This is a genomic window from Treponema sp. OMZ 840, assembly GCF_050937815.1.
Classification (GTDB): domain Bacteria; phylum Spirochaetota; class Spirochaetia; order Treponematales; family Treponemataceae; genus Treponema_C.
In genome coordinates, this window is sequence record NZ_JACDIJ010000013.1 from 28,377 (window position 1) to 52,677 (window position 24,301).

Annotated in this window: 22 protein-coding genes; 16 read left to right on the forward strand and 6 right to left on the reverse strand. The window is 43.2% G+C overall.

What is annotated here, in order from left to right:
- The 14 genes from H0R92_RS12295 (at position 1) to H0R92_RS12360 (ending at position 13,445) form a co-directional block, all read left to right on the forward strand.
- Entirely contained in the window at positions 1-468 is a 468-nt protein-coding gene (locus tag H0R92_RS12295) for a tripartite tricarboxylate transporter TctB family protein (protein ID WP_432965309.1), read from the forward strand.
- Positions 469-477: 9 nt separating this feature from the next.
- Positions 478-2,001 (forward strand): tripartite tricarboxylate transporter permease, encoded by a 1,524-nt coding sequence (locus H0R92_RS12300; RefSeq protein WP_432965313.1) that lies wholly within the window; start codon positions 478-480, stop codon positions 1,999-2,001.
- Between the two features lie 61 nt (positions 2,002-2,062).
- A complete protein-coding gene (locus H0R92_RS12305; RefSeq protein ID WP_432965316.1) occupies positions 2,063-3,049 on the forward strand; it encodes a tripartite tricarboxylate transporter substrate-binding protein in 987 nt (328 codons plus the stop codon).
- A gap of 60 nt (positions 3,050-3,109) precedes the next feature.
- On the forward strand, positions 3,110-3,772 hold the full coding sequence (locus tag H0R92_RS12310; RefSeq protein WP_432965319.1) for an aspartate/glutamate racemase family protein: 663 nt from the start codon (positions 3,110-3,112) through the stop codon (positions 3,770-3,772).
- A gap of 84 nt (positions 3,773-3,856) precedes the next feature.
- Positions 3,857-4,522 carry a cyclase family protein gene (locus H0R92_RS12315; protein ID WP_432965322.1) on the forward strand — a complete coding sequence of 222 codons (666 nt, stop codon included), beginning with the start codon at positions 3,857-3,859 and terminating at the stop codon, positions 4,520-4,522.
- 13 nt (positions 4,523-4,535) lie between these two features.
- Entirely contained in the window at positions 4,536-5,033 is a 498-nt protein-coding gene (locus H0R92_RS12320; RefSeq protein ID WP_432965325.1) for a TRAP transporter small permease, read from the forward strand.
- On the forward strand, positions 5,026-6,303 hold the full coding sequence (locus tag H0R92_RS12325) for a TRAP transporter large permease (RefSeq protein WP_432965328.1): 1,278 nt from the start codon (positions 5,026-5,028) through the stop codon (positions 6,301-6,303). The genes H0R92_RS12320 and H0R92_RS12325 overlap by 8 nt, the downstream gene beginning before the upstream one ends.
- Positions 6,304-6,319: 16 nt before the next feature.
- Positions 6,320-7,300, forward strand: a complete 981-nt coding sequence (locus tag H0R92_RS12330) for a DctP family TRAP transporter solute-binding subunit (RefSeq protein WP_432965331.1) — start codon at positions 6,320-6,322, stop codon at positions 7,298-7,300.
- A 143-nt stretch (positions 7,301-7,443) separates the two neighbouring features.
- The gene (locus H0R92_RS12335; protein ID WP_432965334.1) at positions 7,444-8,439 is read left to right on the forward strand and encodes a Bug family tripartite tricarboxylate transporter substrate binding protein; all 996 of its coding nucleotides are present in this window, start codon (positions 7,444-7,446) and stop codon (positions 8,437-8,439) included.
- Positions 8,440-8,585: 146 nt separating this feature from the next.
- Positions 8,586-9,035 (forward strand): tripartite tricarboxylate transporter TctB family protein, encoded by a 450-nt coding sequence (locus tag H0R92_RS12340; RefSeq protein ID WP_432965337.1) that lies wholly within the window; start codon positions 8,586-8,588, stop codon positions 9,033-9,035.
- Positions 9,036-9,048: 13 nt separating this feature from the next.
- Complete coding sequence (locus H0R92_RS12345; RefSeq protein WP_432965340.1) at positions 9,049-10,539, forward strand: tripartite tricarboxylate transporter permease; 1,491 nt, start codon at positions 9,049-9,051, stop codon at positions 10,537-10,539.
- Positions 10,536-11,699, forward strand: a complete 1,164-nt coding sequence (locus H0R92_RS12350) for an amidohydrolase family protein (RefSeq protein WP_432965343.1) — start codon at positions 10,536-10,538, stop codon at positions 11,697-11,699. Before H0R92_RS12345 ends, H0R92_RS12350 begins: the two co-directional genes overlap by 4 nt.
- 15 nt (positions 11,700-11,714) lie before the next feature.
- A complete protein-coding gene (locus H0R92_RS12355) occupies positions 11,715-12,533 on the forward strand; it encodes a TIM barrel protein (protein ID WP_432965346.1) in 819 nt (272 codons plus the stop codon).
- Between the two features lie 51 nt (positions 12,534-12,584).
- Entirely contained in the window at positions 12,585-13,445 is an 861-nt protein-coding gene (locus tag H0R92_RS12360) for a riboflavin kinase (protein ID WP_432965349.1), read from the forward strand.
- Between the two features lie 29 nt (positions 13,446-13,474).
- Here H0R92_RS12360 and H0R92_RS12365 read toward each other — a convergent pair whose 3' ends face one another.
- Entirely contained in the window at positions 13,475-15,193 is a 1,719-nt protein-coding gene (locus H0R92_RS12365) for a ribulokinase (RefSeq protein WP_432965352.1), read from the reverse strand.
- A gap of 375 nt (positions 15,194-15,568) precedes the next feature.
- Positions 15,569-16,351: a hypothetical protein gene (locus tag H0R92_RS12370; RefSeq protein ID WP_432965355.1), complete on the reverse strand. Its 783-nt coding sequence runs from the start codon at positions 16,349-16,351 to the stop codon at positions 15,569-15,571.
- 148 nt (positions 16,352-16,499) lie between these two features.
- On the opposite strand from H0R92_RS12370, the gene H0R92_RS12375 reads away from it, so the two are divergent.
- The gene (locus H0R92_RS12375; RefSeq protein ID WP_432965358.1) at positions 16,500-17,654 is read left to right on the forward strand and encodes an IS3 family transposase; all 1,155 of its coding nucleotides are present in this window, start codon (positions 16,500-16,502) and stop codon (positions 17,652-17,654) included.
- Here the strand turns inward: H0R92_RS12375 and H0R92_RS12380 are convergent.
- Genes H0R92_RS12380 through H0R92_RS12390 form a run of 3 tightly spaced genes read right to left on the reverse strand, consistent with a single transcriptional unit; the run spans position 17,651 to position 21,883 of the window.
- Entirely contained in the window at positions 17,651-18,601 is a 951-nt protein-coding gene (locus tag H0R92_RS12380; RefSeq protein WP_432965361.1) for a histidinol-phosphatase, read from the reverse strand. The genes H0R92_RS12375 and H0R92_RS12380 overlap by 4 nt on opposite strands.
- Positions 18,602-18,619: 18 nt before the next feature.
- Positions 18,620-20,629, reverse strand: coding sequence for a response regulator (locus H0R92_RS12385; RefSeq protein WP_432965364.1), 2,010 nt, complete (start codon positions 20,627-20,629; stop codon positions 18,620-18,622).
- A 3-nt stretch (positions 20,630-20,632) separates the two neighbouring features.
- The gene (locus tag H0R92_RS12390) at positions 20,633-21,883 is read right to left on the reverse strand and encodes a response regulator (RefSeq protein WP_432965367.1); all 1,251 of its coding nucleotides are present in this window, start codon (positions 21,881-21,883) and stop codon (positions 20,633-20,635) included.
- Positions 21,884-21,992: 109 nt separating this feature from the next.
- On the opposite strand from H0R92_RS12390, the gene H0R92_RS12395 reads away from it, so the two are divergent.
- Positions 21,993-22,592: a DJ-1 family glyoxalase III gene (locus H0R92_RS12395; RefSeq protein WP_432965370.1), complete on the forward strand. Its 600-nt coding sequence runs from the start codon at positions 21,993-21,995 to the stop codon at positions 22,590-22,592.
- A gap of 98 nt (positions 22,593-22,690) precedes the next feature.
- Here the strand turns inward: H0R92_RS12395 and H0R92_RS12400 are convergent, their stop codons facing one another.
- Positions 22,691-24,028: an acetate kinase gene (locus tag H0R92_RS12400; RefSeq protein ID WP_432965373.1), complete on the reverse strand. Its 1,338-nt coding sequence runs from the start codon at positions 24,026-24,028 to the stop codon at positions 22,691-22,693.
- Positions 24,029-24,301: the final 273 nt, after the last annotated feature.

Genomic DNA, 24,301 nt, shown 5'->3' on the forward strand with positions numbered 1-24,301 from the left:
ATGGCGGAAAAAGATAAAAAAAACGGCAGCTTTGTACATAAGTTGATTCCTCTTTTGTGTTTTATTTTGGGCCTTATTATACTTGCATTCAGTTTAATTAAGTACGGTTTTTGGGATAATGTTATAGGACCTAAGTCCGGTTTTTATCCTGCAATTATTTCCGTGTGTTTAATAGGCATCAGTATTCCGGCTTTTTTTCAATCTTTCAAATCAACTAAAGCCGTTATGCCCAAAGCAAATTGGCTTGTACCGCTTGCGTTGTTGTTAATCGTCATATCTTCGTATGTAATCGGTATGGTGCCTTCTTTGGCGGTGTTTTTATTGCTGTGGTTTAGAAAATTGGAAAAACTTTCGTGGAAAACCACGCTTATAACAAGTGCCGTAATGACGGCTATTGTTGTTTTTGTGTTTCAAATGTGGCTGCAAATTGAATTTCCGAAAGGATTATTGTTACCGTTATTGTTCTAAGAGGGCTGTATGAATAATTTTGCGATGTTAATCGAAGGCTTTAAAGTTTGTTTTGCTTTTCAAAATATTTTTGCCTGTTTTACCGGAGCCGTATTGGGAATTATTGTAGGCGCCATGCCCGGCATCGGTTCTTTAGCCGGTGTTGCGCTTTTGTTACCCTTAACGTATAAATTTAATCCTACGACGGCTATCATTATGCTGGGCGCCCTGTATTATTCGAATATGTACGGCGGCTCCTATAGTGCAATTTTATTGAATATTCCCGGCGACAGTCCGGCTATTATGACTACCTTAGACGGATATCCTATGGCTTCCCGCCGTAAACTGCCCGGTAAAGCGCTTATGACGGCAAACACCTCTTCATTTGTGGGCGGTATGATCGGGATGCTCATATTGGTTATGCTTGGCCCTCTTTTGGCTGAAATCGGTTTGAAATTCGGAGATCCGGAAATGACTGCTCTTTTATTGGTAGCTATGACAAGTATCGGCTGGCTGCTCGGTGCGAACCCGATAAAAGGCGTACTCTTAACTTTTTTAGGTATTCTTATCGCCTGTGTGGGTATGGATTCTTTAACCGGTTCACCCCGCTTCGATTTCGGCAGTATGTATTTGCTCGGCGGCATTCCCTTTACTCCCTTTGTTATCGGTACGGTAGGCTTTGCCCAAGTTATGCGCTTAATGGAAACCCGCCAAGACAAAGTGAGTATGAATTATGACAAACTTACTATTAAAGCAAGTCTTTTAGATAAAACCGACCTTAAACGTTTGCTTCCCTTTGCCGCACGCAGCGGAGTTATGGGTACCTTTGTCGGTGTTTTGCCGGGAGCGGGAGCTACTACCGGCTCGTTTTTAGGTTATGCTATGGCTAAGGGATTTAAAACAAAGGAACCGCTCGGTACCGGTGCCATAGAGGGAATTGCAGCCAGTGAAGCGGCGAATAATGCGGCGGCGGCGGGTGCATTTGCTCCCTTGCTTGCCTTAGGCATTCCCGGATCCGGAACGGGGGCGGTTTTACTCGGCGGTTTAATGATGTGGGGGCTTAATCCCGGACCCCTTTTGTTTACACAGCATCCCGATTTTGCATGGGGACTCATTGCATCCTTGTTTATGGCAAATTTGTTAACATTGGGAATCGCACTCGGATTAATTCCCTTTTTGCTCAAAATCCTTGCCGTCCCGGTTAAAGTGTTGATACCCTGTATTATAGCGATTTGTGTCGTCGGTTCTTACAGTGCGACGTATTCCATGTACGGAGTTATTGTTATGGGCATATCGGGTGTTATCGGTTATATTTTGGAAAAACACGGATATTCGACAAGCCCCATGCTGCTTGCATACGTTCTTTCGCCGCTTCTTGAAGTAAAGATGCGTAAAGCCTTTATTATAAGCCGCGGAAGCGTTTCGATTTTCTTTAATAAGCCGATAGCATGTTTTTTTATGATTTTATTATTTTTGATTGTTTTGACACCGGCTGTACGTGCAATACTGACAAAGACTGGCATTATCAAACCGAAAGCCGAACAAAAGGCATAAACAATAGTAGTTGGATACGAGGCGAGGCCTCTGTCAATATAGAATGAAAAGGAGTAAAAAAATGAAAAAAAGCGTATGTTTTTTTGTAGCAATGTCTCTTGCCGTATTTTTGCAGGCAATGGGAGGCGCGGAAGGCGGAACGGATCAGGCGTTTAAGCCTGTAAAAGATATCAATTGGACGGTAACTTCAAAGCCCGGCGGCGGTTCGGACATATACACAAGAATGATAACTGACATCGCCAAAAAAAACGGTTTTGTGGATAAAAACTTTTTAATCGGTTATAAAACCGACGGCGGCGGTGAAGTGGGACGGAATGCCGTTGCAACGACAAAAGGAGATCTTGCCAATTATACTTTATTAACTTTTAACAGCGGCGATTTAATGCCGATGGTAAAAAATACCAATAATAGATTGGCTAACTTTAAACCGATAGCCTTAATGGCTGTCGATAAGCAGATTTTGCTTGTAAAAGCCGATTCGAAGTATCAAACGATGCAGTCCTTCATCGACGCGGTAAAAGCCGGCGAAAAATTAACCATTGCCGGAAGCCGTGAAGACGACTATATGACGTACAAAGCATTGATGGCCGAACTCGGATTTTCCGAAGAAACCGTTCCCTATATCAATAATGATTCGACCAGCGATGCCTTAACATCCGTATTGGGCGGACATGTAACCGTCGCTATGGGAAAACCTGCCGCCTCCAGAGCCTATGTCGAATCCGGTAAAATGAAAGCCGTTTTGGCGCTTTCTACAACACGATTCGGCGGTGTTTTCAGCAATACGCCGACCTTAAGCGAAGTCGGTTCATATAAAAACGTAGAAGTTCCCGTTTGGCGCGGCGTTGCCGCACCTGCCGCCATGTCGGATGCCGCCGTTAAATTTTACAGCGATTTAATGAAAAAAGTCAGCACCACATCCGAATGGGATAATGATTACATAGCAAAAAACGGTTTAATTAAGCAATATATGACTTGGGAAGAAGCCGCCGCTTTTATGGCTCAATTTGAAACGGAATATCTGAAAAAAATCGGCAAGGGAAAATAAGATTCTTAGCTTGCGGCTTTTGACGGATTTCGTCGAAAGCCGTTTTATGAGGGCTTTGCATTGAAAAAAATAATGTTACTTCATACCGTAAAAACGGTTTATGAATCTTTCGGAGCGCAGTTAAAAGAATTGGTAAAGGAAGATATTATTTTAAATAATATCCTCGACGATTTTCTTGCCGATGATCCTGCCCGTAATGAAGGTGTTTTTTCAAAAAACAACAGATTAAGATTACACAAGGATTTGGAAAGCGCTCAACTTGCAGAGCCCGATTTAATTGTTGTAACGTGCAGTACCTTGTCGCCGTATATTCCCGAATTGCGCACTTATTTTACAACTCCCATTATGGCTATCGACGATGCGATGTGTGAAGAAGCTTTAAAAAAAGGCGATACCGTTGCGGTTTTGGCTACAGCCGTATCGGCCGTTACTCCTATCGTACAAAAATTGGAATCGATGGGACAAATGCAAGGCAGAAATTTAAAAGTAGTTTCTTATTGCAATCCTGAAGCAATTGCCGCTTTAAAAAGCGGCGATAAAAAAACACATGATACGTTAGTATTGGAAATGGCACAAAAAGTTAAAAATGCGGATGTAATTGTTTTTGCACAAGCGTCAACCGCGCATATGGCGGATCAAATAATAGCCGTTACAGGAATTCCGGCGCTTGCATCACCCCGCCTGTGTCAACAAAAAATTGCTGATTTTTTAATGACGATATGAAAAATCGGTATTTTAACCATAAAGATGCGGGTTCGAATCTAACCGTTTATTCATTTGTTATAATAAAAAAAGTAAGGGAGAGATATGTTAATAGATTTAACTTGGACGATAGAAGAACATTGGCGCTACGGTAAATTTCACAGAGAAAAAATACAGTCTTTTGAAAACGGCAATCTCTGGCAAGTTACCGGTTTTTATCTTGGTTCTCATTGGTTCAGTCATATGGATTTTCCGCGCCATATAGGAATACAGTATCCCGACAGCAACGAGTTCCCTCTTGATTATTATAACGGCAACGCATCGGTATTGAATTTAACAAAAAAAAGCGTGGAAAATTACGGTTTTACAAGTGAGGATTTGGAACGCGCATGTAAGGGAAGGGACAAGCTTGAAAAAATTCTTTTGCTCAGAAGCGACTGGGGACTTGAATGTTCTCATATGGAAAAGGAATTCTGGACTAAAGCACCCTATCTGACCGATGATGCGATTGACTGGCTGCGGCATAGGGGAGATATCAATGCAATTGCTTTTGATTTTCCTCAAGACTACTCCATCCGCCTTCTTATAGAAAGACCTGTCGGCCCGGAAGAACAAAAAACTCATTCTTTGCTGCTCAAAAATAATATTTTGCTTATCGAGTATTTGAGCAATTTTAATTTGATACCCTTGGATACATGCGAATTTTTCTGTTTACCCTTAAAACTTGATCATATAGACGGATGTCCGGTGAGGGCGGTCGCCAAAGTGTAATAAAGGAGATGGTATGAGTAAAAAGCTGTTTTTAAAAATTGAAAAATGGTTCAAACTGTTTTTGGGGGGCGTAGTGTTTTTCTGGATAATTTTGGAAAACTTTGCCATTTTCTCCAGATACATTTTAAAACTGTCGTTCGCTTGGAGTGAAGAAGTTTTTGTACTTTTGTTTATTTGGATAATTTTTATCGGAATAGCTCTTGCAAGCATTGATGATAAGCATATCGAGATTTCAATTTTAACCGATGCACTTACGGGAAATAAAAAGCTGATTTTGAAGATAATTCAAAATTTCCTTTTAATGATATTTATCGGCGTTTTGTGTTGGCAAAGCTATTCTATTTGTAAACTCCAGATATCTACGGGGCAGCATAGCGCAATATTGAATTTACCCGTATGGATAACCACATTGTCTTTAGTACTCGGAGCAACCGCATGGCTGGCGGTAATGATTACAAAAACGGTAATGCTTATTAAGCAGCTGGCGAGCAAGGAGGCCCTACATGCTTAGTTCGTTGATGATTTTGTTTTTTTTAATTTTATTGTTTTTAGGGCTTCCGGTGATAGGGGCAATGGGACTTGCTGCGGTTGTTTATATAGTAGGATTTATGAATATTCCTTTAAATATCGTCGGCAATCAGGTTTTGGCAGGAGTTTCTTCCGTTCCCTTAATGGCAATTCCGTTCTTTATAATAAGCGGCGCTCTTATGGAATCGGGAGGTATCAGTAAACGCATAATCTCCTTTGCAACTTCCATTGTCGGCCCTTTTTCGGGCGGCATGGGGCTTGTTGTTGTTATTGCAAGCGCTTTTTTTGCCGCTATGACCGGTTCGGGAGCTGCTTGTGTTGCGGCTATAGGCGGTATGATGATTCCGGCTATGGTGAATAACGGCTATGATGTGGATTTTTCCTGTGCGCTTCAAGCTGCCGGCGGTACACTTGGCCCGATAATTCCTCCCAGTATTTTGATGGTGCTGTACAGCTGTTCGACCGGCAACAGTGTAGGGGATATGCTTCTTGCCGGATTATTTCCCGGATTGCTTGTGGCTTTTAACCTCATCCTCGTAACATTGTTTATTTCAAAAAAACGAGGGTACAAAGGCGAAGGAACAATCAGTTTAAAGAATATTTGGAAAAATTTTAAAGATTCTATTTTTGCCCTGTTGACTCCGGTCATTATTTTGGGCGGTATATACAGCGGAATTTGTACGCCTACGGAAGCTTCCGCTTTAAGCTGCTTTTATGCGATTATTGTAGGATTGTTCGTTTATAAAGAGCTTAAAATCAAAGATCTTATGCGCTGCTTGTATAATTCCGTTAAAATAGTCGGCCAGATTCTCGGAATCGTTGCGGTAACCCAGCTTTTCAGTTGGATTCTTACCCGTGCGGGCTTGCCTCAAGAAATTGCCGCCCTTTGTTCGACAATCAGCGACAATCCCAGTGTATTTATGCTGGTTATCAGTTTGATTTTATTGGTAGTCGGGTGTTTTTTGGATCCCGTTCCGGCAGTTTTGATTTTTGCCCCGATTTTGGTACCTGCAGCTACGGCAATGGGTATCAACCCGATTCATTTCGGTGTGGTTATGGTTACAACCTTTTGTATCGGACTTGTTACGCCGCCGGTAGGAATGACATTGTTCGTTTCCGCCGGTATCGGAAACCGTCCTGTTATGTCCGTGTCTAAAGAAATTATGCCTTTCCTTATTTCCATGTTTGTTTCGGTGGTTATCATTATTTTGGTACCCCAGTTAAGTTTATTATTGCCGATGATGGCTAAATAATAAAAAGGAGTAATGTATGAAAAAAATTGCTTTATCAGCATTGGTATCGGTTCTCTTATTTGCTGCGGTATTTGCAAACGGGCAAAAAGAGGGGTCAAAAATCGAATTGGCCGCATCTTCAGGCGGTATGAGCGTAAACAGCCCCGCAGGAAAAGCCTTGACAAAGTTTGCCGAGCTTGTCAACGAGTATTCAAACGGTTCTGTTACTGTAAAGGTATTCTACGACACCACGCTCGGAAATCCTTCTTCTTTGGTGAACGGCTTGCAGCAGGGCACCGTTGATATCTGCGTGTGCGGAGATGCTTACTATTCGGGTTTGGTTCCGGAAATTCAAGCATTTGAATTACCCTATATGTTTAATTCAATTTCCGAAGCAAGAACCAAAATAAACGGTAAAGCCGGCGATTTTATAATGGAAAAACTTGCAAAAAAAGGAATCCAACCCTTAGCCTTTTGGGAAATCGGTGTACGCCAATTGACAAACAACAAAAGAGAGATAAATACGCCTGCAGATCTTAAAGGTGTAAAACTCAGATGTCTTCCTGCAACATTCCAAGTAAAAGCTTGGGAAGCTGCCGGTGCCATTCCCGTTCCGATGGATATTTCCGAACTCTATTCCTCTCTCCAGCAGGGTGTTGTAGACGGACAGGAAAATCCGTTAAGTGAAATTTACAACCAAAGATTTTATGAAGTGCAAAAGTATCTTTCTCTTACCGGACATGTGTACACTCCGATGCTGCTCAGCGCCAGTTCCATTACCTGGAATCGCTTGACTGCGGAACAGCAAAATGCACTGAAAAAAGCCGCTAAAGAAGCTCAGCAAGAAGTATACCGCATAAATGATGAAAATTCGGCAAAACTGCTGAAGCAAATCAAGGATGCCGGTGTAAAAGTTAACGAAAATCCCGACAAACAAGCTTTTAAAAAAGCTATGAGCGGTTCGGTAGATATGTTTGCAGCCCAATACGGCACTGATATTATCAATATTCTTAAATAGCGTGTATCTTTTACGGGGCTATCGAAAAAGCAAAAAGCAATCGACTTTTAAGACAGTCCCGTATAAAACCCGTTTGAAGTTCGAAATAAAAAGTTTTGAAATACGTTACAGTTCGATACGAATAATGTAAAAGAGGTATGTGTATGAAAAAAAGATTCGGTTTAGTTATTGTTTTTTTATTGCTTTGTTCGTTGACGGCTTTTGCTGCGGGACAAAGCGATACCGATGCAAAGGACAGCACGAATTGGCCCAATAAATCCATAAAGGTAATCGTTCCCTACGGAGCAGGCGGCGGAGCTGACATTACGGTTCGTTTGATTACAAAATGGCTTGAAAAAGAAATCGGGCAACCCGTTATTGTTGCGAACATAACGGGAGGAAGCGGTACTATCGGGTTTAGTGCAATTACCGAAGCAAAGCCGGACGGTTATACATTCGGCTACGGAGATTGCAATATGTCAAACGGAAAACTGCTTTTTGAAGGCATAAAGTATGACAATACGTCTTTTAGTCCCATTGCACAGTTTGCAAACGATCCGCACATTTTAATTGTTTCCAAAAAATCGGGTATCAAAACCCTGTCCGATTTAATCAACAAAGTCAAAGCAAATCCCGATTCCGTTACCTTCGGTTTGGGAGGAGCGTGGTCAAGCCATGATTTTTTACGTATTAAATTGGAAAATCAATTAGGAATTAAATTCAGAAGGATGCCGTTTCAAGGCGGTGCTGCCGCCGTAACTGCCGTTGCCGGAGGAAATTGTGATGTGGCAGTTCCCTTTGTTTCCGAAGCGCTTGCACAAATACAGGCAGGAAATGTTATACCGATTGCAATTTCATCCGATAAACGAAATAATATGGTTCCCAACATACCGACAATGAAAGAGCAGGGCTTGGATTTCAGCCATGCAATGTGGCGGGCTTTGGTAGGACCGGCAGATATACCCGAAAATATCTTAATCAAACTTGATGCAATGCTTTCAAAAGTGTTCGCTAATCCCGAATACCAAAAAGAAGTTGCGTTGGCAGGCTCGACAATGGAGTATATGCCCTACAGCCAATTTAAAGAGTATTTTCATAAATCTCATGACAATTATAATAAGTTGATTACGGATGCTTTAAAATCGACTGATAACAAATAATTTTCGATAGTATAAAATGAATTGAAAGACAAGGGCGGGGCTGTCCGAAAATTTTGATTTTCGGACAGTTCCTTGATTTTAAAATCGGCGGACTATTGAAAAATATTTTAAAACAGTTTGATTTTCTTTTTGAATGAGGTATTACTATGAATAAGAAAAAAATCACGGATGAACGGCTCTTTTTATTGTGCATTTTAACGGCCTTGATAGCTTTTTTTACACAATTGAGCGAAATTCCACAGGCCGGTCGTATTTACCCAATGGTTCTACTCATTGCCAGTACGGTTTTATGTATATACATTATAGTTTTTAAAGCCGGAAAAGGGTCATCGGAAATATTCACAAAACGTCAAGTTTTGGACTGTGTAATTTTAGGCGTTATGGTTCTTATATATATACTGTTACAAAATGCCGTAGGCTATATTATTGCATCCTTGTTGTTTTTATATGCTGCTTTGTTTTTTTTAGGTTTAAAAAACAATAAACTTTTATTTTTTTTATATCCCATCTGCATTACGTTAATAATTTACTTTCTGTTTAACAAAGTACTTCATGTACTTTTGCCCGAGGGATTTTTAATTAGCGTTGCATTGTAACAAGGAGATTTGCATGTTTACAAATATTGCATTGGGATTTGCAGGTGTATTTACTGCATATAATTTTCTTTTTATGGTAATCGGACTTGTTGTCGGTATTATTTTCGGGGCATTACCGGGATTCAGCGCCACTATGGCAGTAGCGGTATTTGTTCCTTTTTCATATGTTCTTGATGCAGGATCCGCTATGCTGCTTTTAAGCGGAGTATATTGCGGCGCAATTTACGGAGGATCCATACCGGCTGTGTTATTGGGTATCCCCGGTACGCCGGCCAGTGTACCGACTTCTATGGAAGGACACCCTATGTTGAAAAAGGGCGAGGGGGGACAAGCTCTCGGTCTTGTAACCTTTGCGTCTTCTTTCGGAGGTTTAACTTCATCGATTGCATTATTGATTTGTGCTCCTCTGTTGGCTTTGATTGCTATGCGTGTCGGCCCGCCGGAGCAAATGATGATAGCTGTTTTAGGCCTTTCGGTTGTTTCAATGCTTTCGGAAGGAAATATGGTGCGGGGTGTTTTTATTTGTTTTGTTTCATTAGTTATTGCCTGTATAGGCCAAGATCCCGTACTCGGATTTCCCCGTTTTACGTTCGGGAACTATAAACTTTCCGGCGGTCTTGAGGTTGTTTCCGTTTTAATCGGTTTATTCAGTCTTCCGGAGGTTTTTAAAACCGTAATTTCCATTCGTGATGAAAAAAAACTCATCCTTGCTTCTTCCGAAAATAAAGTTACACTTCCGTGGAAAATAATAAATACAAATTGGTTGAATTTACTGCGTTCATCGATTATCGGTATTGTAGTCGGTATAATACCGGCGGCAGGCCCCGATATTGCTTCTTTTCTTGCATATAACGAATCAAAAAAAGCAAGCAAAAATAAGCATATGTACGGACACGGCTCATGTGAAGGTCTTATTGCCTCCGAAAGTGCAAACAACGGGGTAACCGGAGGTTCTCTTATTCCCTTGCTTACTTTGGCGATTCCGGGTTCCGCTCCGGCGGCTATTTTCCTCGGAGCAATGATTATAAAAGGATTGCGCCCCGGCCCTCTTCTTTTTACGAGCCATGCGTCCGAAGTATATACTTTGATAGTCGGCTTTGCCGTTATAAATATTATGATACTTTTTGTGGGTTTGCTGTTTTGTAAGGTTGCAAAAAAAATTCTTATCATTCCCAAGCAAGTGCTTGTAACCCTTATCATTATACTTACCGTGGTAGGCTCTTATTCCATTCAGCAAAATATAAGCGACGTTATTACAATGTTTATTGCAGGCATTGTCGGATATTTTTTAACTAAATATAAATACCCCCTTTCTCCGATAGCGCTCGGTTTATTGCTGGGGCCGATGCTGGAAGAATCTATAATGTTGACCGGAACAATGTATCCGAACTTTTTTATGATTTTTACGCGCCCGATTGTTGATATCTTTGCATTTTTTATTATTGCGTCTTTATTTTGGCCGCTGATAAGTAAAAAAATTAAAAAACGGAGTGAAAAAAGATGAAAATTTTTGCCTCTCGCATATTAGCCGGCCCGGAACTTGAAGTAAAAATCAATCAAGTTCTTGTTGTTGAAAACGGAAAAATAGTATCCATACAAGACGGTTTGCCTGAGGGTGCGGATATTGTTTTGGACGGCGATATTACATTAATGCCCGGTATGATCGATTGTCATTCCCATCTTGCCCTCGATGCGCGCATTCCGAACCATTTGGGAACTACCGATGACTCGGAAAAAGAACAATTACTGCGGGCTTTAAAATCGGCCCGCGATAATTTGGCCGCAGGTATTACGGGCTTGCGATGCGTAGGAGACCGGTATTATATTGACGTAATGCTTCGGGATTTGCAAAAAAACGGGAATCTTAACTTGCCGTGGATGCAAGTTGCCGGTATAGGTATGAAGGGGCTTCACGGGCACGGATATGTAGGCAAAGGTTTTTCGGGTGCGGAAGATTTTAGGCGGCAAAGCCGTGAAAATATATATCATAAAACCGATTGGCTAAAAATATTTATGAGTCCGGGCTTGCCTCCGCTTGAAGAAAATAAAAGTGTAGATTGTTTTTTAATGCGGGAAGAAGTCCGTACCGTTGTAGAAGAAGCCCGCAACTGCGGATTAAAAGTCAGTGCCCATTGTATCGGAGGAAAAGGTCTTGAGCATTGTCTTTGCGAGGGGGTCGATATCATAGACCATTGTTATTGGATTACCGATACGGAAATTGAATCCTTTATAAAACACAATGCTTGCGTATGTTTTACTTCGGGTATTATTATGGACGATTCGCGCTTACCCATGTTATCATCCGATCATGCCGATAAGATTTTAAAAATACGAGAAGAATCGCAAAAACGGCTTTCGAGATTTGTTGCAGCAAAGCCGCGTTTTGTTATCGGTTCGGATGCGTACCACGGGCTTTTATACCGCGAAATTGAATGTATGTTGTGTTTAGGCATGGATATTAAAGAAGCCTTAAAAGGTATAACCGTATATGCTGCACAAATATCGGACCGTATGACCGGGCAATTGACTGTCGGTTATGATGCCGATTTGATAGCTGTTAGCGGAAATCCCCTTTCCGATTGTCGGGCATTGTCCAAAGTTAATAAGGTTTTTTTACACGGCAATATTATTGAAACACATGACGTATTTGCTGTAAAATTATAATTAAGGAGTTTTAGTATGAAGTTGTCTGTTGCAATAGCGGGTGCGGATGCGCTCCCCAGTGCATTTGTTGTTTTTCGGGGAATTGATACCTCAATAAAAAAAGCCGCGCAATTAGGTTATGACGGTGTTGAGTTGGCTTTAAAAAGCTCCGATGAAGTTGAAAAAAATCATTTGCAAGCCGTATTGCGCGAAAACGGATTATCTATTTCCGCCGTTTCAACCGGTCAAGTATGGTCGGCGAGAAAGTTGTCTTTTACCGATGAAGATTCTCAAAAACGCGAAGAATTAAAAAAAGCTTTTTGCGGTTTTATCGATCTTGCATCCGATTTCGGACAAAAAGTGAATATGGGACGTATACGGGGCGGGTTTAACGGCAGAGAGCAAGGATTTTGCGAAGATTTATTTATCGATATGGCCGGTTATTTAGCGCATTATGCCGAAAAGAGGGGAGTAACTTTACTGCTGGAACCGGTTAACCGCTATGAAATCGATTTTATAAACAATACCGATGAATGCGCCGCACTGATTAAAAAAGCCGGATGCACGAACTTGAAAATGATGCCCGATGTTTTTCATATGAATATAGAAGATGCGCATATCGGTGAAGCACTGCGCCGTAACAAGGACTATGTGGATTATGTCCATTTTGCCGATACTAACCGGTATGCCCCCGGTCAAGGGCATATGAATTGGGATGAAATATTTGCGGCTTTGCAGGATATTAAATATGACGGCTGGACGTCGGTGGAAATATTCCCCGTTCCGGATCCCGATACGGCTGCAAAACAGGCAATTTCGTTTATAAAAGAAAAATACGGAAAATATTATAAATAGGATGTGTTTTTTGCAGCTTATTGTGATATGCAATGAACTAAAACCGATGCTATGAAACATTTATATACGATTGAAAAAATGGAAAAAACCTGCGCTGCATTCGGTTCTTTTGACGGTTTGCATCGCGGGCACCTGTCTTTGGTTCAAACACTTGTAAAAGAAGCTTGTGAGCGCGGATTAACGTCGGTTTTAGTCGATTTTATCAATGTCGGTGAAACTGCCGTATATACAACCGAAGAAGAAAAAGAATGTATATTAAAAGAAAACAATCTTGATGTGCTTATTTCCCATCCCGCAGTGGGCGTATCGGAAATCGATATGCGTTTTTTTATACACAGACTTGATACTTCTTTTATTGCCGAAGGTACCGGCTCCTGCTCTGTGCCGTATAACGTACACAAAAATAAACGGACGGTTCCTATTATGACTTGTCAACCGATTTTCGACGGCGACACGATAATTTCTTCGATTGCTCTTGACGATGCGTTTTCTCGACGTGATTTTCCTGCCGTTTCGCGTTTATGCGGCCGCGCCTACAGTATGACGGGAACCGTTATACACGGTAAAGGCCGCGGTAAAAAAGTCGGGATGCCTACAATTAATTTAAGTATTCCGGCTTGCAAAAGGCGCCCGCCTGAGGGAGTTTACGCAACTCTCATGCATATCGGCGGCAAAGTTCATAGGGGAGTTACCAATATCGGCCGGCGTCCGTCGGTTGATAATGAAAACACCGTAACGATTGAAACTTTTTTGTTCGATTTTTCCGAACAGATTTACGGGCAAAAAATTAAACTTGAAATATGCAGCTTTATTCGCGACGTACTGAAATTGGACGGCCTTGAAGCGGTAAAACAGCAGGTAAAAAAAGATATCGTAATCGCCCGCGATTTTTTTACCGCTTCCGGCCTGTAAATTCCGTTTTTATTCGTGGAGAACTATGTTTATTTTTCGCTTTTGCCGCGATTTTTTAAACCGTTTTCCGCCGCTGCACCCAGTTCAAGATATTGCTTATAGAGTTTTTCATAAACGGCATGCTTTTTCGGATCCGGTTTATATGTCCGGTCAACGCCGGGGGCGAGTTTTTTTTGGGCTTCTTCAACTGTTTTGTATAAACCCGCAGCTGTTGCGGCAAATACGGCAGCTCCTATCGACGGCGATAAATCGCTTTCGGTTACTTGAATTTCACGGTTTGTTACATCCGCTAAAATCTGCATACCCGCACGGCTTTTTCGGGCAACCCCGCCGACTGCAATAATCTTATTAATTGCAATTCCGTTTTTTTCAAAACATTCGAGAATGGAACGCGAACCGAAGGCGGTCGCTTCCAAAAGCATACGCATAAAAGCGGGGGCATCGGTTCCCAAAGATATACCGCTCATCCATGCGGTAAGATTTTGGTTTGCGTGCGGCGTTCTTCTGCCGTTTATCCAATCCAATGCAACCGGCAGCGTTTCCGTTACGGGAATATTTTCACATGCTTTTTCCAAATCTGCCAATATATGTTTTTCATATGCGTCGATTTCTTCTTCGGTCGGATCCCTGCCGAGTACCGCTTTTCCTGCACCGTTTTTAAAAGGCCATAGCAGCAGCGTACGGAACCAATTGTAATAATCGCCGTAGGACGATTGACCTGCCTCATAGCCTATTTTACCCTCTATGACGGAACCGTCAACTTGGCCGCAGATTCCGGCAATACATGTTTCTTGGCGGTCGGAAGAGGGAAGCGGGGCGACGATAATATCACAGGTTGACGTTCCCATGCTTTTTACCATAACGCCGTCGGCAACACCGCCGCCGACCGTACCGACATGGGCATCATAACCGCCGACGCACACCGTGATTCCTTCTTTTAAGCCGAGCGTATCGCTCCATTCTTTTGTAAGCAATCCTTGTTTTTTTTCGGTTGTAAACGTTTCGCTTCCCAAAAGCGGTTGAATGTCCGCAAGTTTGGAATCGAGTTTTGCTAAAAAAGCCGTTGAAGGATAACCGCCCCAGCTTTTATGCCACATACATTTGTGTCCGGCTGCACAGCGGCTGCGTTTTATTTTATCGGGTGCGGCAGTACCGCACAGCAGGGCTGTCATCCAATCGCAATGCTCGACTGCACAAACGGCGGCTTTTTTTACTTTCGGATTTTTGCGGACAATATGAAGCAGTTTCGACCAAAACCATTCGGACGAATATGTACCGCCCGAATAGAGGGTATAATCCTGACCGCCCCATGTTTTGCACAAACGGTTTATTTCATCGGCTTCGGCAACGGCGGTATGATCCTTCCATAAAACAAACATCGCGTCCGGGTCATCGGCGAATTCCTTTGACAGGGCAAGGGGCATACCGTCTTTATCCGTAAAGGCGGGCGTCGAACCGGTTGTATCGATACAGATTGAACATATACGGGATGAAATACCGGCAATACCGCTTTTTTCGGCGGCTTGTGCAACGGCGCCTTTTACCGCTTCGGTGAAGCTTTCTATATAATCAAGCGGGTGTTGGCGGAAACGGTTTTCTTTTGCGTTACAAAACAAACCTTTTTTCCAGCGCGGATACCAGCTTACCTTTGAACCGGCAACACTTCCGTCAAAGGCATCCAAGACAACAACACGTACCGAATCCGAACCGAAATCCGCACCCAACACAAAATGTTCGCTTTTTTTCATACATCCTCCATTAATGCGGCTTATCATAATAGCCGTCCGAATCACCATTATAGAATAGTTTTAAGGATTTGTCATCAAAAACTGAGAGAAGATATATCTTACTGAACGATTTTTTAATTCAAAATCGAAGTTACGTTTGATTGTTCCGGTTGTCGATGCGTTCGGATACACGCTCAAAAAGACTGTCTGGAAGCTTCGCTGACCGATACCGCGCTGCGATGTTTTGCGAAGCAAAACTCGTCGTGCAAGTGAGCGGCGCTATATGAGCCGCTCACTTGCGCCCGTACAGGACGTACGGGAAAGCTGTATGTAAGCAAGTTTGCCCCATGGCAAACTTAAAACACACAATCGGACAGGACGTCCGATTGTGTGTCATTAAAAGGCCGCCAAGCAACACACCGAAAGAGGGTTTGCCTTACCGGCTGTTTCCACCGCGGCATTGCTGAAAGCGACTGACCACACAAGGGTTTCGTGGAAATCATTCTGCGACGATGCCCAATACCAGTTTTTCAGACTGCTGTCGGCGGCGGCGCTGTTAAGCCCCTTTATTTTTGCAAGGCTTGCGTTTATTGCATCTTTATTTTTATACACGTCGCACAGTTCTGCAAGGCTGGGCATATACCAGGCGGGAGTTGCCCCTGCCAAGACGGCAGCGTAGCTTGTGTTATAGGTATTTACCCAATGGAAGGCGGGGTAGTTTTCTGCCGCATTTGCCGTTCCTGCCGGCTCCGTGTTGCAGATTTCGCTCCAGTTATCGCTTCCGTCAGTATCTCCGGTAAAGGTTGCTGTTGCGGCCGTCCCGGGTCCCGTTGCACTCGGCGTACACACTATGCTGTCGAATTTGGTAGTATAACCGGTTGTACCCGTCTTTGCCCAGTATTTAGAGGTACCCGAATGCAGGGCGATAGCGATTGCTTTTCCGTTTTTATCCTTTGTGCCGATTAAAATCGCCAGGGGCGGATTTTCCGCATCAAATGCCGTATAGTCAGCCGGTTCGACAAAGGTACCGTCTTTTAAAACAATTATTCCCGCCCTATCGCTGACAGGACTGTTTGGCGAGCCTCCGCTGCCGGTTGATTGCGGACATCCGGTAAAAAAGAGGAGGATGGAAAGCATCCACAATACATTCAAAAATACAAGTGCTTTGTTTTGTTTCATAAGCTGCTCCTTTTTTTGCACGCGGTGCGCATGCAACATATTGGTTTTTCAGTTTTGCATACAGTGCGGACAAAATTAAGGCTCATGATGAATATGAAAACTTTCTGAACTGACCCCATAAATTAGGACACTTACAGGAGGTGTAGTAATGGGGAAAACAGTGAAGTATAGTATTGACTTCAAACTACATGTTGTAGGAAAATACAAACAGGGAATATACGGGTACAAGAAGCTTGCCAGAGCATACGGAGTTTCTCGAGACACCGTGCGAGACTGGTGTCTGAATCCACATCTGCAAGAGGTAATTTCCATGGCTCGCAAAAAACACATCAACAACGAAGAGCAGGACCTTGAATATTACAAAACAGCTGCTCTTTTTTGGGAAACATATGCAAAGAATATCGAAGCAGAACTTGCAAAACAAGGTAAAAAAAAACTCGTTTTGAAAACGCTGAAGGACAGTCTGACAATAGCACCGCAAACGAAGATACGGAAACTGTGTGAAGTTGCAGGGATTTCAAAGTCAACATTCTATTACAACCGGAATAACGACATGCAGGTACAGAAGGACACAGAAATCGTAACTTTGCTTAAGACACTACCCAAGAAAATCCTACTACGGCGAGGAAATAAGGCAAAAGCGAATATTCTCAGACAGAGATTCGCTGTTGTTGTGAATCACAAGCGTATAGAACGCATTTGCCGTGCATACGGCCTTCTTGCGAAGAACAGGAGAAGGAAGTTCCCTAAGCATTATTACGAACAACACAGGCAAAACAAGCAGCATCTGCCCGAGAATATTCTGAATCGTCAATTCTGTTCGGCAGAACCGCTTAAAAAACTATGTACGGATATATCATATTTGCGTACTACAAAAGGTTGGCTGTATGTAAGTCCTGTACTCGATTTGTACCGAAGGCAAATTATTGCCTACCATATGTCGACTCATAATGATGAACAATTGGTTATGGATATGTTGGATAAACTTCCCGAACTTGCACATGGAGCGCTTCTTCATTCCGATCAAGGGGTACTATACACTTCGAATGCATATAAAAATCGCCTTATAGAAAAAAGAATCACTCAAAGCATGAGCCGCAGGGCAAACTGTTGGGATAATGCTTGTATGGAACATTTTTTCGGAACTCTCAAAGTCGAAAGCGGATATAACGAACTGATCAAAGTCAGAACGCCGACAGAAAAAGAAGTGAGAGCTCTGATTGACAATTTTATAACATACTACAATAATGAACGTATTCAAAAAAATCTGGGCTGGCAACCGCCGGTCAAAAAATCGGCTTAAACTGTCCTAAAATGTGGGGTCAGTTCATTATACTCTACCCCCCCCCCCCCCCCCCCCCCCCCCCCCCCCCCCCCCCCCCAGCATGTGGGCGCCGGTATGCTTTGCCGCCGCCACACGCCGCCGCTTAAATACCATAATTCTTCGTATCCTGCTTGCCGGGCAGCCTGTAAGCCCGTTTCGAAATAGTCCGTTAGCGTTTTCACTTCATGACTGTCGGAATTCAGCATAAGCGGCACATCGTACGTGCGGAGCAAACGTAAAAAGTCCGCCGACGGATACGGGCTTGTCATGCCGGCACGGCTCATTCCGCCCGTATTTATTTCGGCAACCTTGCCGCTTTGTGCAATTACCTTCGCCGTTTCTTTTAATTCGCGGCGATACCAGCTTTCCGTTTCGTCAAAAAAACGTAAGGCGCCGTTTTTTTTGCGTACTAAGTCCGGATGCCCTATAATATCAAAGTTGCAGTTTCGTATCATATCCCGCTCAAACGCAAAATAAGTTTGCACGGCCTTTTTTGCATTGCCCTTAAAATGCTTTTGTATTCCCTCGCGCAGTTCTCTGTCGCCTCCGTCAACGGCAAAAAAAGCGGGCAAAGCGCCGGATTTTTCGGGAAAAATATAATGGACAGAACCGATAATATAGTCTGGCTTAAAGGCCGCATACAAGGCTTTGTCGGGAACCGTAACCCCGCTGAAATACTCGGCTTCTATACCACATAAAATTTCCATCGAATCACGGTATTCTTTTTTTAATTTTTCTATTGTCGAAAAATATTCTTCGTATTTGCCGGGGTTCAAGTGCCAGCGTGTTGTAAACGGGTACATGGTGTGAGATGAAAAACCTAAAACGGCGATACCTTGTGCTTCGGCTTCGCGGACAATTTCTTCGGGTGTGTTTTTTCCGTCGCAAAAAGTAGAATGCGTATGATAATTTGTGGTAATATACATGCTGATGTTCTCCGTGTTTTACCGGTAAGATTGCAATTGAACAGCCGCCGTTTTAAAATCGGCAAAACCGGTTTCTATAGAAGCCAAGATTTTATACAGTTCTTCCGTATCCGCCTTTACGGCACATTCTTCGAATTGTTTGCCCGCATTGTGCAAAAAATAAAACCCGATTAATGCCGAGCTTGTTTTTAGCGTCGAACCTATACGGCTTAAACGCAAAAATTCCTTTTTTTCACAACATTCGCGGGCTTTGCGTATAAGATGCCTGCTTTGAAACATAAAGCGGTCTATAAGTTCTCGGGCTTTTTTCGGACTTTGTTTCGACGCATTCATTAAAACGCCGATATCCCAAAAGTCGGTATCGATGCCGGCTTGTGAAAAAGTTTTTACCTGCGGCGGTTTTGGAGGCGGGGGCAAAACCTGTTTGTGATGTGCGCGTAAGCGGTGTTCCCATTTTTTTAAAATGTCCTCAATGTTTTTACGTTTAAACGGTTTTGTTAAAATATCATCCATTCCGTTCGACAAATACAAATTAAAATCCGATGTATCGGTATTTGCCGTACAAGCGATAATAATACCCGTATAACCGCCCGCGCGTATTTCTATCGTTGCCTGTAATCCCGTTTTTATCGGCATTAATATATCCATAAAAATCAAATCTATGGACGGACTTTCTTTTATGCAATCTATAGCTTCCTGTCCGTTGTTCGCCGTCAATACTTCGGCTCCGAATTGCTTAATAAACGTTTTTATCAATTTTTGGTTTACCGGGTGATCTTCTACGGCCAAAACGGTAAGTCCGGCCGCCGAAAACTCATCTTTCGGAACGGACGGTTCTATAACTTCCAAGTCGAGGGGAGTATTAAAATGATTGACCAACATTTCAGTGAGCATGGCGAATTTTATCGGTTTATATAAATACCCGTTAAACCAATCGAGTAATTTCATTTTTGCTTCGCCGCCCATTTGGCCTTCGGGAATCATTAAATAAAGTTTTGTCGCATTTATACTGGTGTCGCTGTTTATCTCCGTAGCAAGGTGCCAGCCGTCCATTCTCGGCATAAGCATATCGATAAAAACCAAAGAGTACGGAGTCCCCGCAGCGGCGGCATTTCTCATTTGTTTGAGGGCTTGTTCGCCCGAAGAAGCCGTATCTATATGTTCTATATCAAAAAGCTGGAGTTTTGCACACAAGCTTCTTTGAGCAAGCTTATTGTCGTCTACCAGCAAAATAGAAACGTTTTTCGGAATTTCCGGTAAAGCCGGCGCAGGTAAAACCGGCGGTTGTCCGTTTTCGGCTGAATTGCCGGCCTCTTGAGTTACTTGCTCCAACGGAATAGCAAACCAAAAAATCGAACCGCCGACGGGATTTGATTTCATACCGAGTTGGCCGGACATTGCATCGACCAAACCCTTGGATATGGAAAGTCCTAAACCGGTACCGCCGTATTTACGGGTAGTTGACGTATCGACTTGATAAAAATCCTTAAACAGGTTTTTTTGCTTTTCTTCCGGAATACCGATGCCCGAATCTTCAACTTCAAAAAGTAAAGAACGGCCGTTTTGAATTCTCGAAAGTCTGATACGGATATAGCCGCGTGATGTGAATTTTACCGCATTTTTTATAAAATTCAATAAAACTTGCTGAATACGGATCGGATCCCCCTTTATTAAAGCGGGAATATTATAATCGATATCGGTAACGATTTCCAAACCGCGGTTGTGAGCTTCTATGCAAATCAAATCGACCGCTTGTTCGGTAATATCGATAACGTTCATCGGTATTTTTTCTACGGTAAATTTACCCGATTGAATTTTTGCAAAATCCAAAATATTGTTTGCCAATGATAAAAGAATATCCGCACCGAACTGTATTTGCCGCGCATATTCGGTTTGCTCGGAATCCAAATTCGTTTGCTGTAAAAGCTCCACCGTTCCTATAATGGTTTGAATGGGGGTGCGAATTTCGTGTATAGTGTTTGCAAGAAATTGGCTGTCGGCCGCATTGTCTATTCTTTGGTTTTTCATAGCCTATATCCTGGCATTCAAAACTTCCAAAGCTTTTTGAATAATAGCTTCCGGTTTTAGGGGTTTAACAAGATATGCTTTTGCCCCCAAGCTTAAAGCTTGAATAACCGACGTTTTTTGTGCTGCCGAAGAATATACGATAATGGGACTGGGGTATTGCTTTGTTTGCAATTTTACAAGAATATCAAAACCGGAAATTCCGGGCATAAAGATATCCAAGATAACTAAATCATATACTTTTTGGTTTGCCGCAACAAGAAAGCGCGCACCCGAATCGAAGGTTTCGATAGTGCTGTTTAAAGAAGCAAAGGCCGACTCAAGTATTTTGCGGGTAATCGGATCGTCGTCAACTATCGCTATTTGTAATTTTTGATTTTTTTCAACACCGTTACCGGAATTAAAAACGCCGCTTTCCGAAAAAAAACGCATTTCGACGGTTCCTTCTTTTGTATCGCCCGTCGATCTGAGAATATCTTCGCTTATTATATCGGTAATATTATCGGCGGGGTTTGCATTTACCAGTGTGCGCAATACCTGCGACAGCTCTCCGGCAACTTCAATTCCTCTAAACTCTTCGTGGCCTTCTACAAATTCGCCGATAAATTTATCCGTAGATAATATTTTAATGTTTTTCCGCTGAATGCGCGGATCGAAGGTAACATTACTTAAAAGCAATTCCAAGTTGACGGCATCTACAAACGACAATTTTAAATTGCTTATCATTAATACTATTTTGGGAGAAATAAGTTTATTCGCTTCTATCATTTCGTCGAGCCGGTATTTTAGAAGCGACAGCTTTTCTCTGTTTAACCCCTGAGCCAATTCGATAAAGATAATATTTTTATTTAAGTGAATTTCCATAATAGACGGGGTCGTATCTATGGAAAGGGGAATACGCAGCGTTTGCCCGATAAAATCGAAAAAGATATCGAACTTAATCGGTTTGTTAAAATATTTTATTACTTGATACGCGGGAAGCTTTGTAAGTATTTCTCTGGGCGGTATCGGCCCGGTGAGTATTATGGGTATTGAATATGCATTCGGGTCGGATCGCTTTTTTTCACAAAATTCGGTTAAATCGTCGAAAGTATCGGAAATGTCGATAATAATGAGATCCGGCAGCATTGAAACGGTTTTTGCAAACGCATCGCGCCTTCCGCCAAGCGTTTCGACGCTTATTTTTTCCGAAGTGAGTTTTTCTTTTAGAAACTCACGAAACAGAGGCGGTGTGTCTATAAGCAAAACTTGTTTCATATGTATACATTTTATCTTAAAACGGCTATTATTACAATACTTTGTTACGGGTTATGAATAAAAATTTGTTTAATTTCTCAAAAAACTCTTTTGTTTGCAAGGAGGAACTATGAAAACATGCGTTGTGTTATTGGCCGAAGGCTTTGAAGAAACCGAAGCGGTTGTACCTGCCGATATATTGCGCCGTGCAGGCGTTCAAGTCCGTCTTGTTGCAGTAGAATGCACGGGAAGCGGCACTACGGCGCCGTGCGTAAAAGGTTCTCACGGAATTAAAATTGAAGCCGATACGACAAGCGCCGAACTGATTGCCGAAATTGAAAACGGAAACATACCCGATGCGGTTTTTTGTCCGGGCGGCATGCCGGGCAGCACCAATTTGGTAAAAAGCGCCGATACCGTATCCGTTTTGCATGCGGTAAAACAAAACGGAGGAATCCTTGCCGCAATATGCGCCGCCCCCGCCGTTGTCTTTGCCCCGTTGGGCTTGCTTGACGGAAAAAGTTTTACCGGCTATCCGGGAACCGAAGACGTAACCAAAACGGCCCCTCAGGCAAAACCCGGAACATATCTTGTGCGCGAAACCGTCCTCGACGGTAAGGTGCTCACATCGCGCGGACCCGGTACGGCAGCAGCCCTCGGCTTTGAATTGGCCGCCCTGCTTACCGACTCTAAAACCGCTTCCGATGTAAAAAGGGGCATGCTGTTTTAGGCTTTTTAGCCGCGCCGCCCCTTTATATTTTAAATTTGTAAGTTAGTCGTGGAACAATACGCGGTCTAAAAAGTACCCAACTTTTTAGACCGTACCGCTTATTTAGGCTCGGCGATAATCTTTGCCAAAGCCGGATTTTTTTCCAAATCCTTTTTTAAACCCTCGGCGCGCGCCTTGTTTACATAATCTTTGCTTTGGAAGCTGTAGGTAAAGTTCGTGTGCACATCGTAGGTTCCCTTCATAAGAGCGTAGGCGTCCTCGGTCATAACCAATTCTTCATCAGTCGGAATAACGAAAATCTTCACCTTTGAATCGTCGGCGCTTATGCAGGTTTCCGCATTGCGCGTGCGTGCAAGCTCATTTTTCGCGCTGTCCATCTTAATGCCGAGGAACTCAAGGCCTTCAACCGATTTTGCACGGATAAGGGGGGCAAACTCGCCGACGCCCGCCGTAAAGATAATCGCATCCACCGGTCCGACCGCGGCCAAATATGCACCGAAGTATTTGCGAAGCCGGTAACATTCCATATCGAGGGCAAGCTGTGCCCGTTCATCGCCCTCTTGGGCCGCCTTTGTAACGTCGCGCCGATCAACGTATTTTCCCGTAATACCGAGCAAACCGCTTTTTTTGTTTAAAGCCGTATCCATTTCGGCGGCCGTCATACCCGTTTTGCGCATAATGTAAAAGGGAAGGGCGCAGTCCATATCGCCGCAGCGCGTACCCATAACCAAGCCTTCAAGCGGCGTAATACCCATCGAGGTATCGAAACACTTGCCGCCCTTAACCGCGCACATTGAAGCGCCGTTTCCGATATGGGCGATAATCACATTCGTGTCGGCAGGCTTTTTTCCTAAAAGCACACTTGCGCGCTTTGCCGTGTATAAAAACGAAGTTCCGTGGAACCCGTAGCGTCTGGCCGCATATTTTTCGTACCATTCGTGCGGAATCGCATACATAAAAGAAGACGGCGGCATTGTCTGGTGCCAGGCCGTATCCATAACCGCACAGTGGGGAACATCCGGCAGCACCTTTTGCGCCGCTTCAATACCCATAATATTTGCCGGATTGTGCAGAGGGCCCAAATCCTGAACCGAGCGGAAGGTTTCAAGCACTTCCGGCGTAACCAGCACCGACTTTGTAAACTTATCGCCGCCGTGCAGCACGCGGTGGCCGACCGCCTTAATAACCTGCATATCCGAAATAACGCCGACAGTCTTATCGGTAACGGTTTCGATAATCAATTCAATCGCTTCTTTGTGAGTGGGGCAGGGCTTTAATTTGACAAACTCGTCCTTTCCCTTGGCATTATGGGTAATCCCCGACCCCTCCTGCGTAACCCGCTCCACAACCCCCGACGCGAGGACGTCCTTGGCGTCCCAATCGTACACTTGATATTTTGCGGACGAACTTCCGCAGTTCAGCGTTAAAATAACCATAACAACTACCTTCCGTAATAAATATGAATTTTACTTATTATATGCGATACGGCCGAAAAAATCAAATAGGAGTTTTAAATTAACGGCATATACCGATGTTCAGCGGATAAGAGGTATTTTGGGGAAAACCGCACTTTGCGCAAAGTTCGCAAAGCAGTAGAGAAGGCCCCTCAAATTCCTCCTGCGGTTTCTGCGCTTCTTGCGGTTTCCCGGTGCGGTTAATTAAAAATGTGCATTTTTTCCGGAAAAAGTCTGTTTTTTTGTCATATCAAA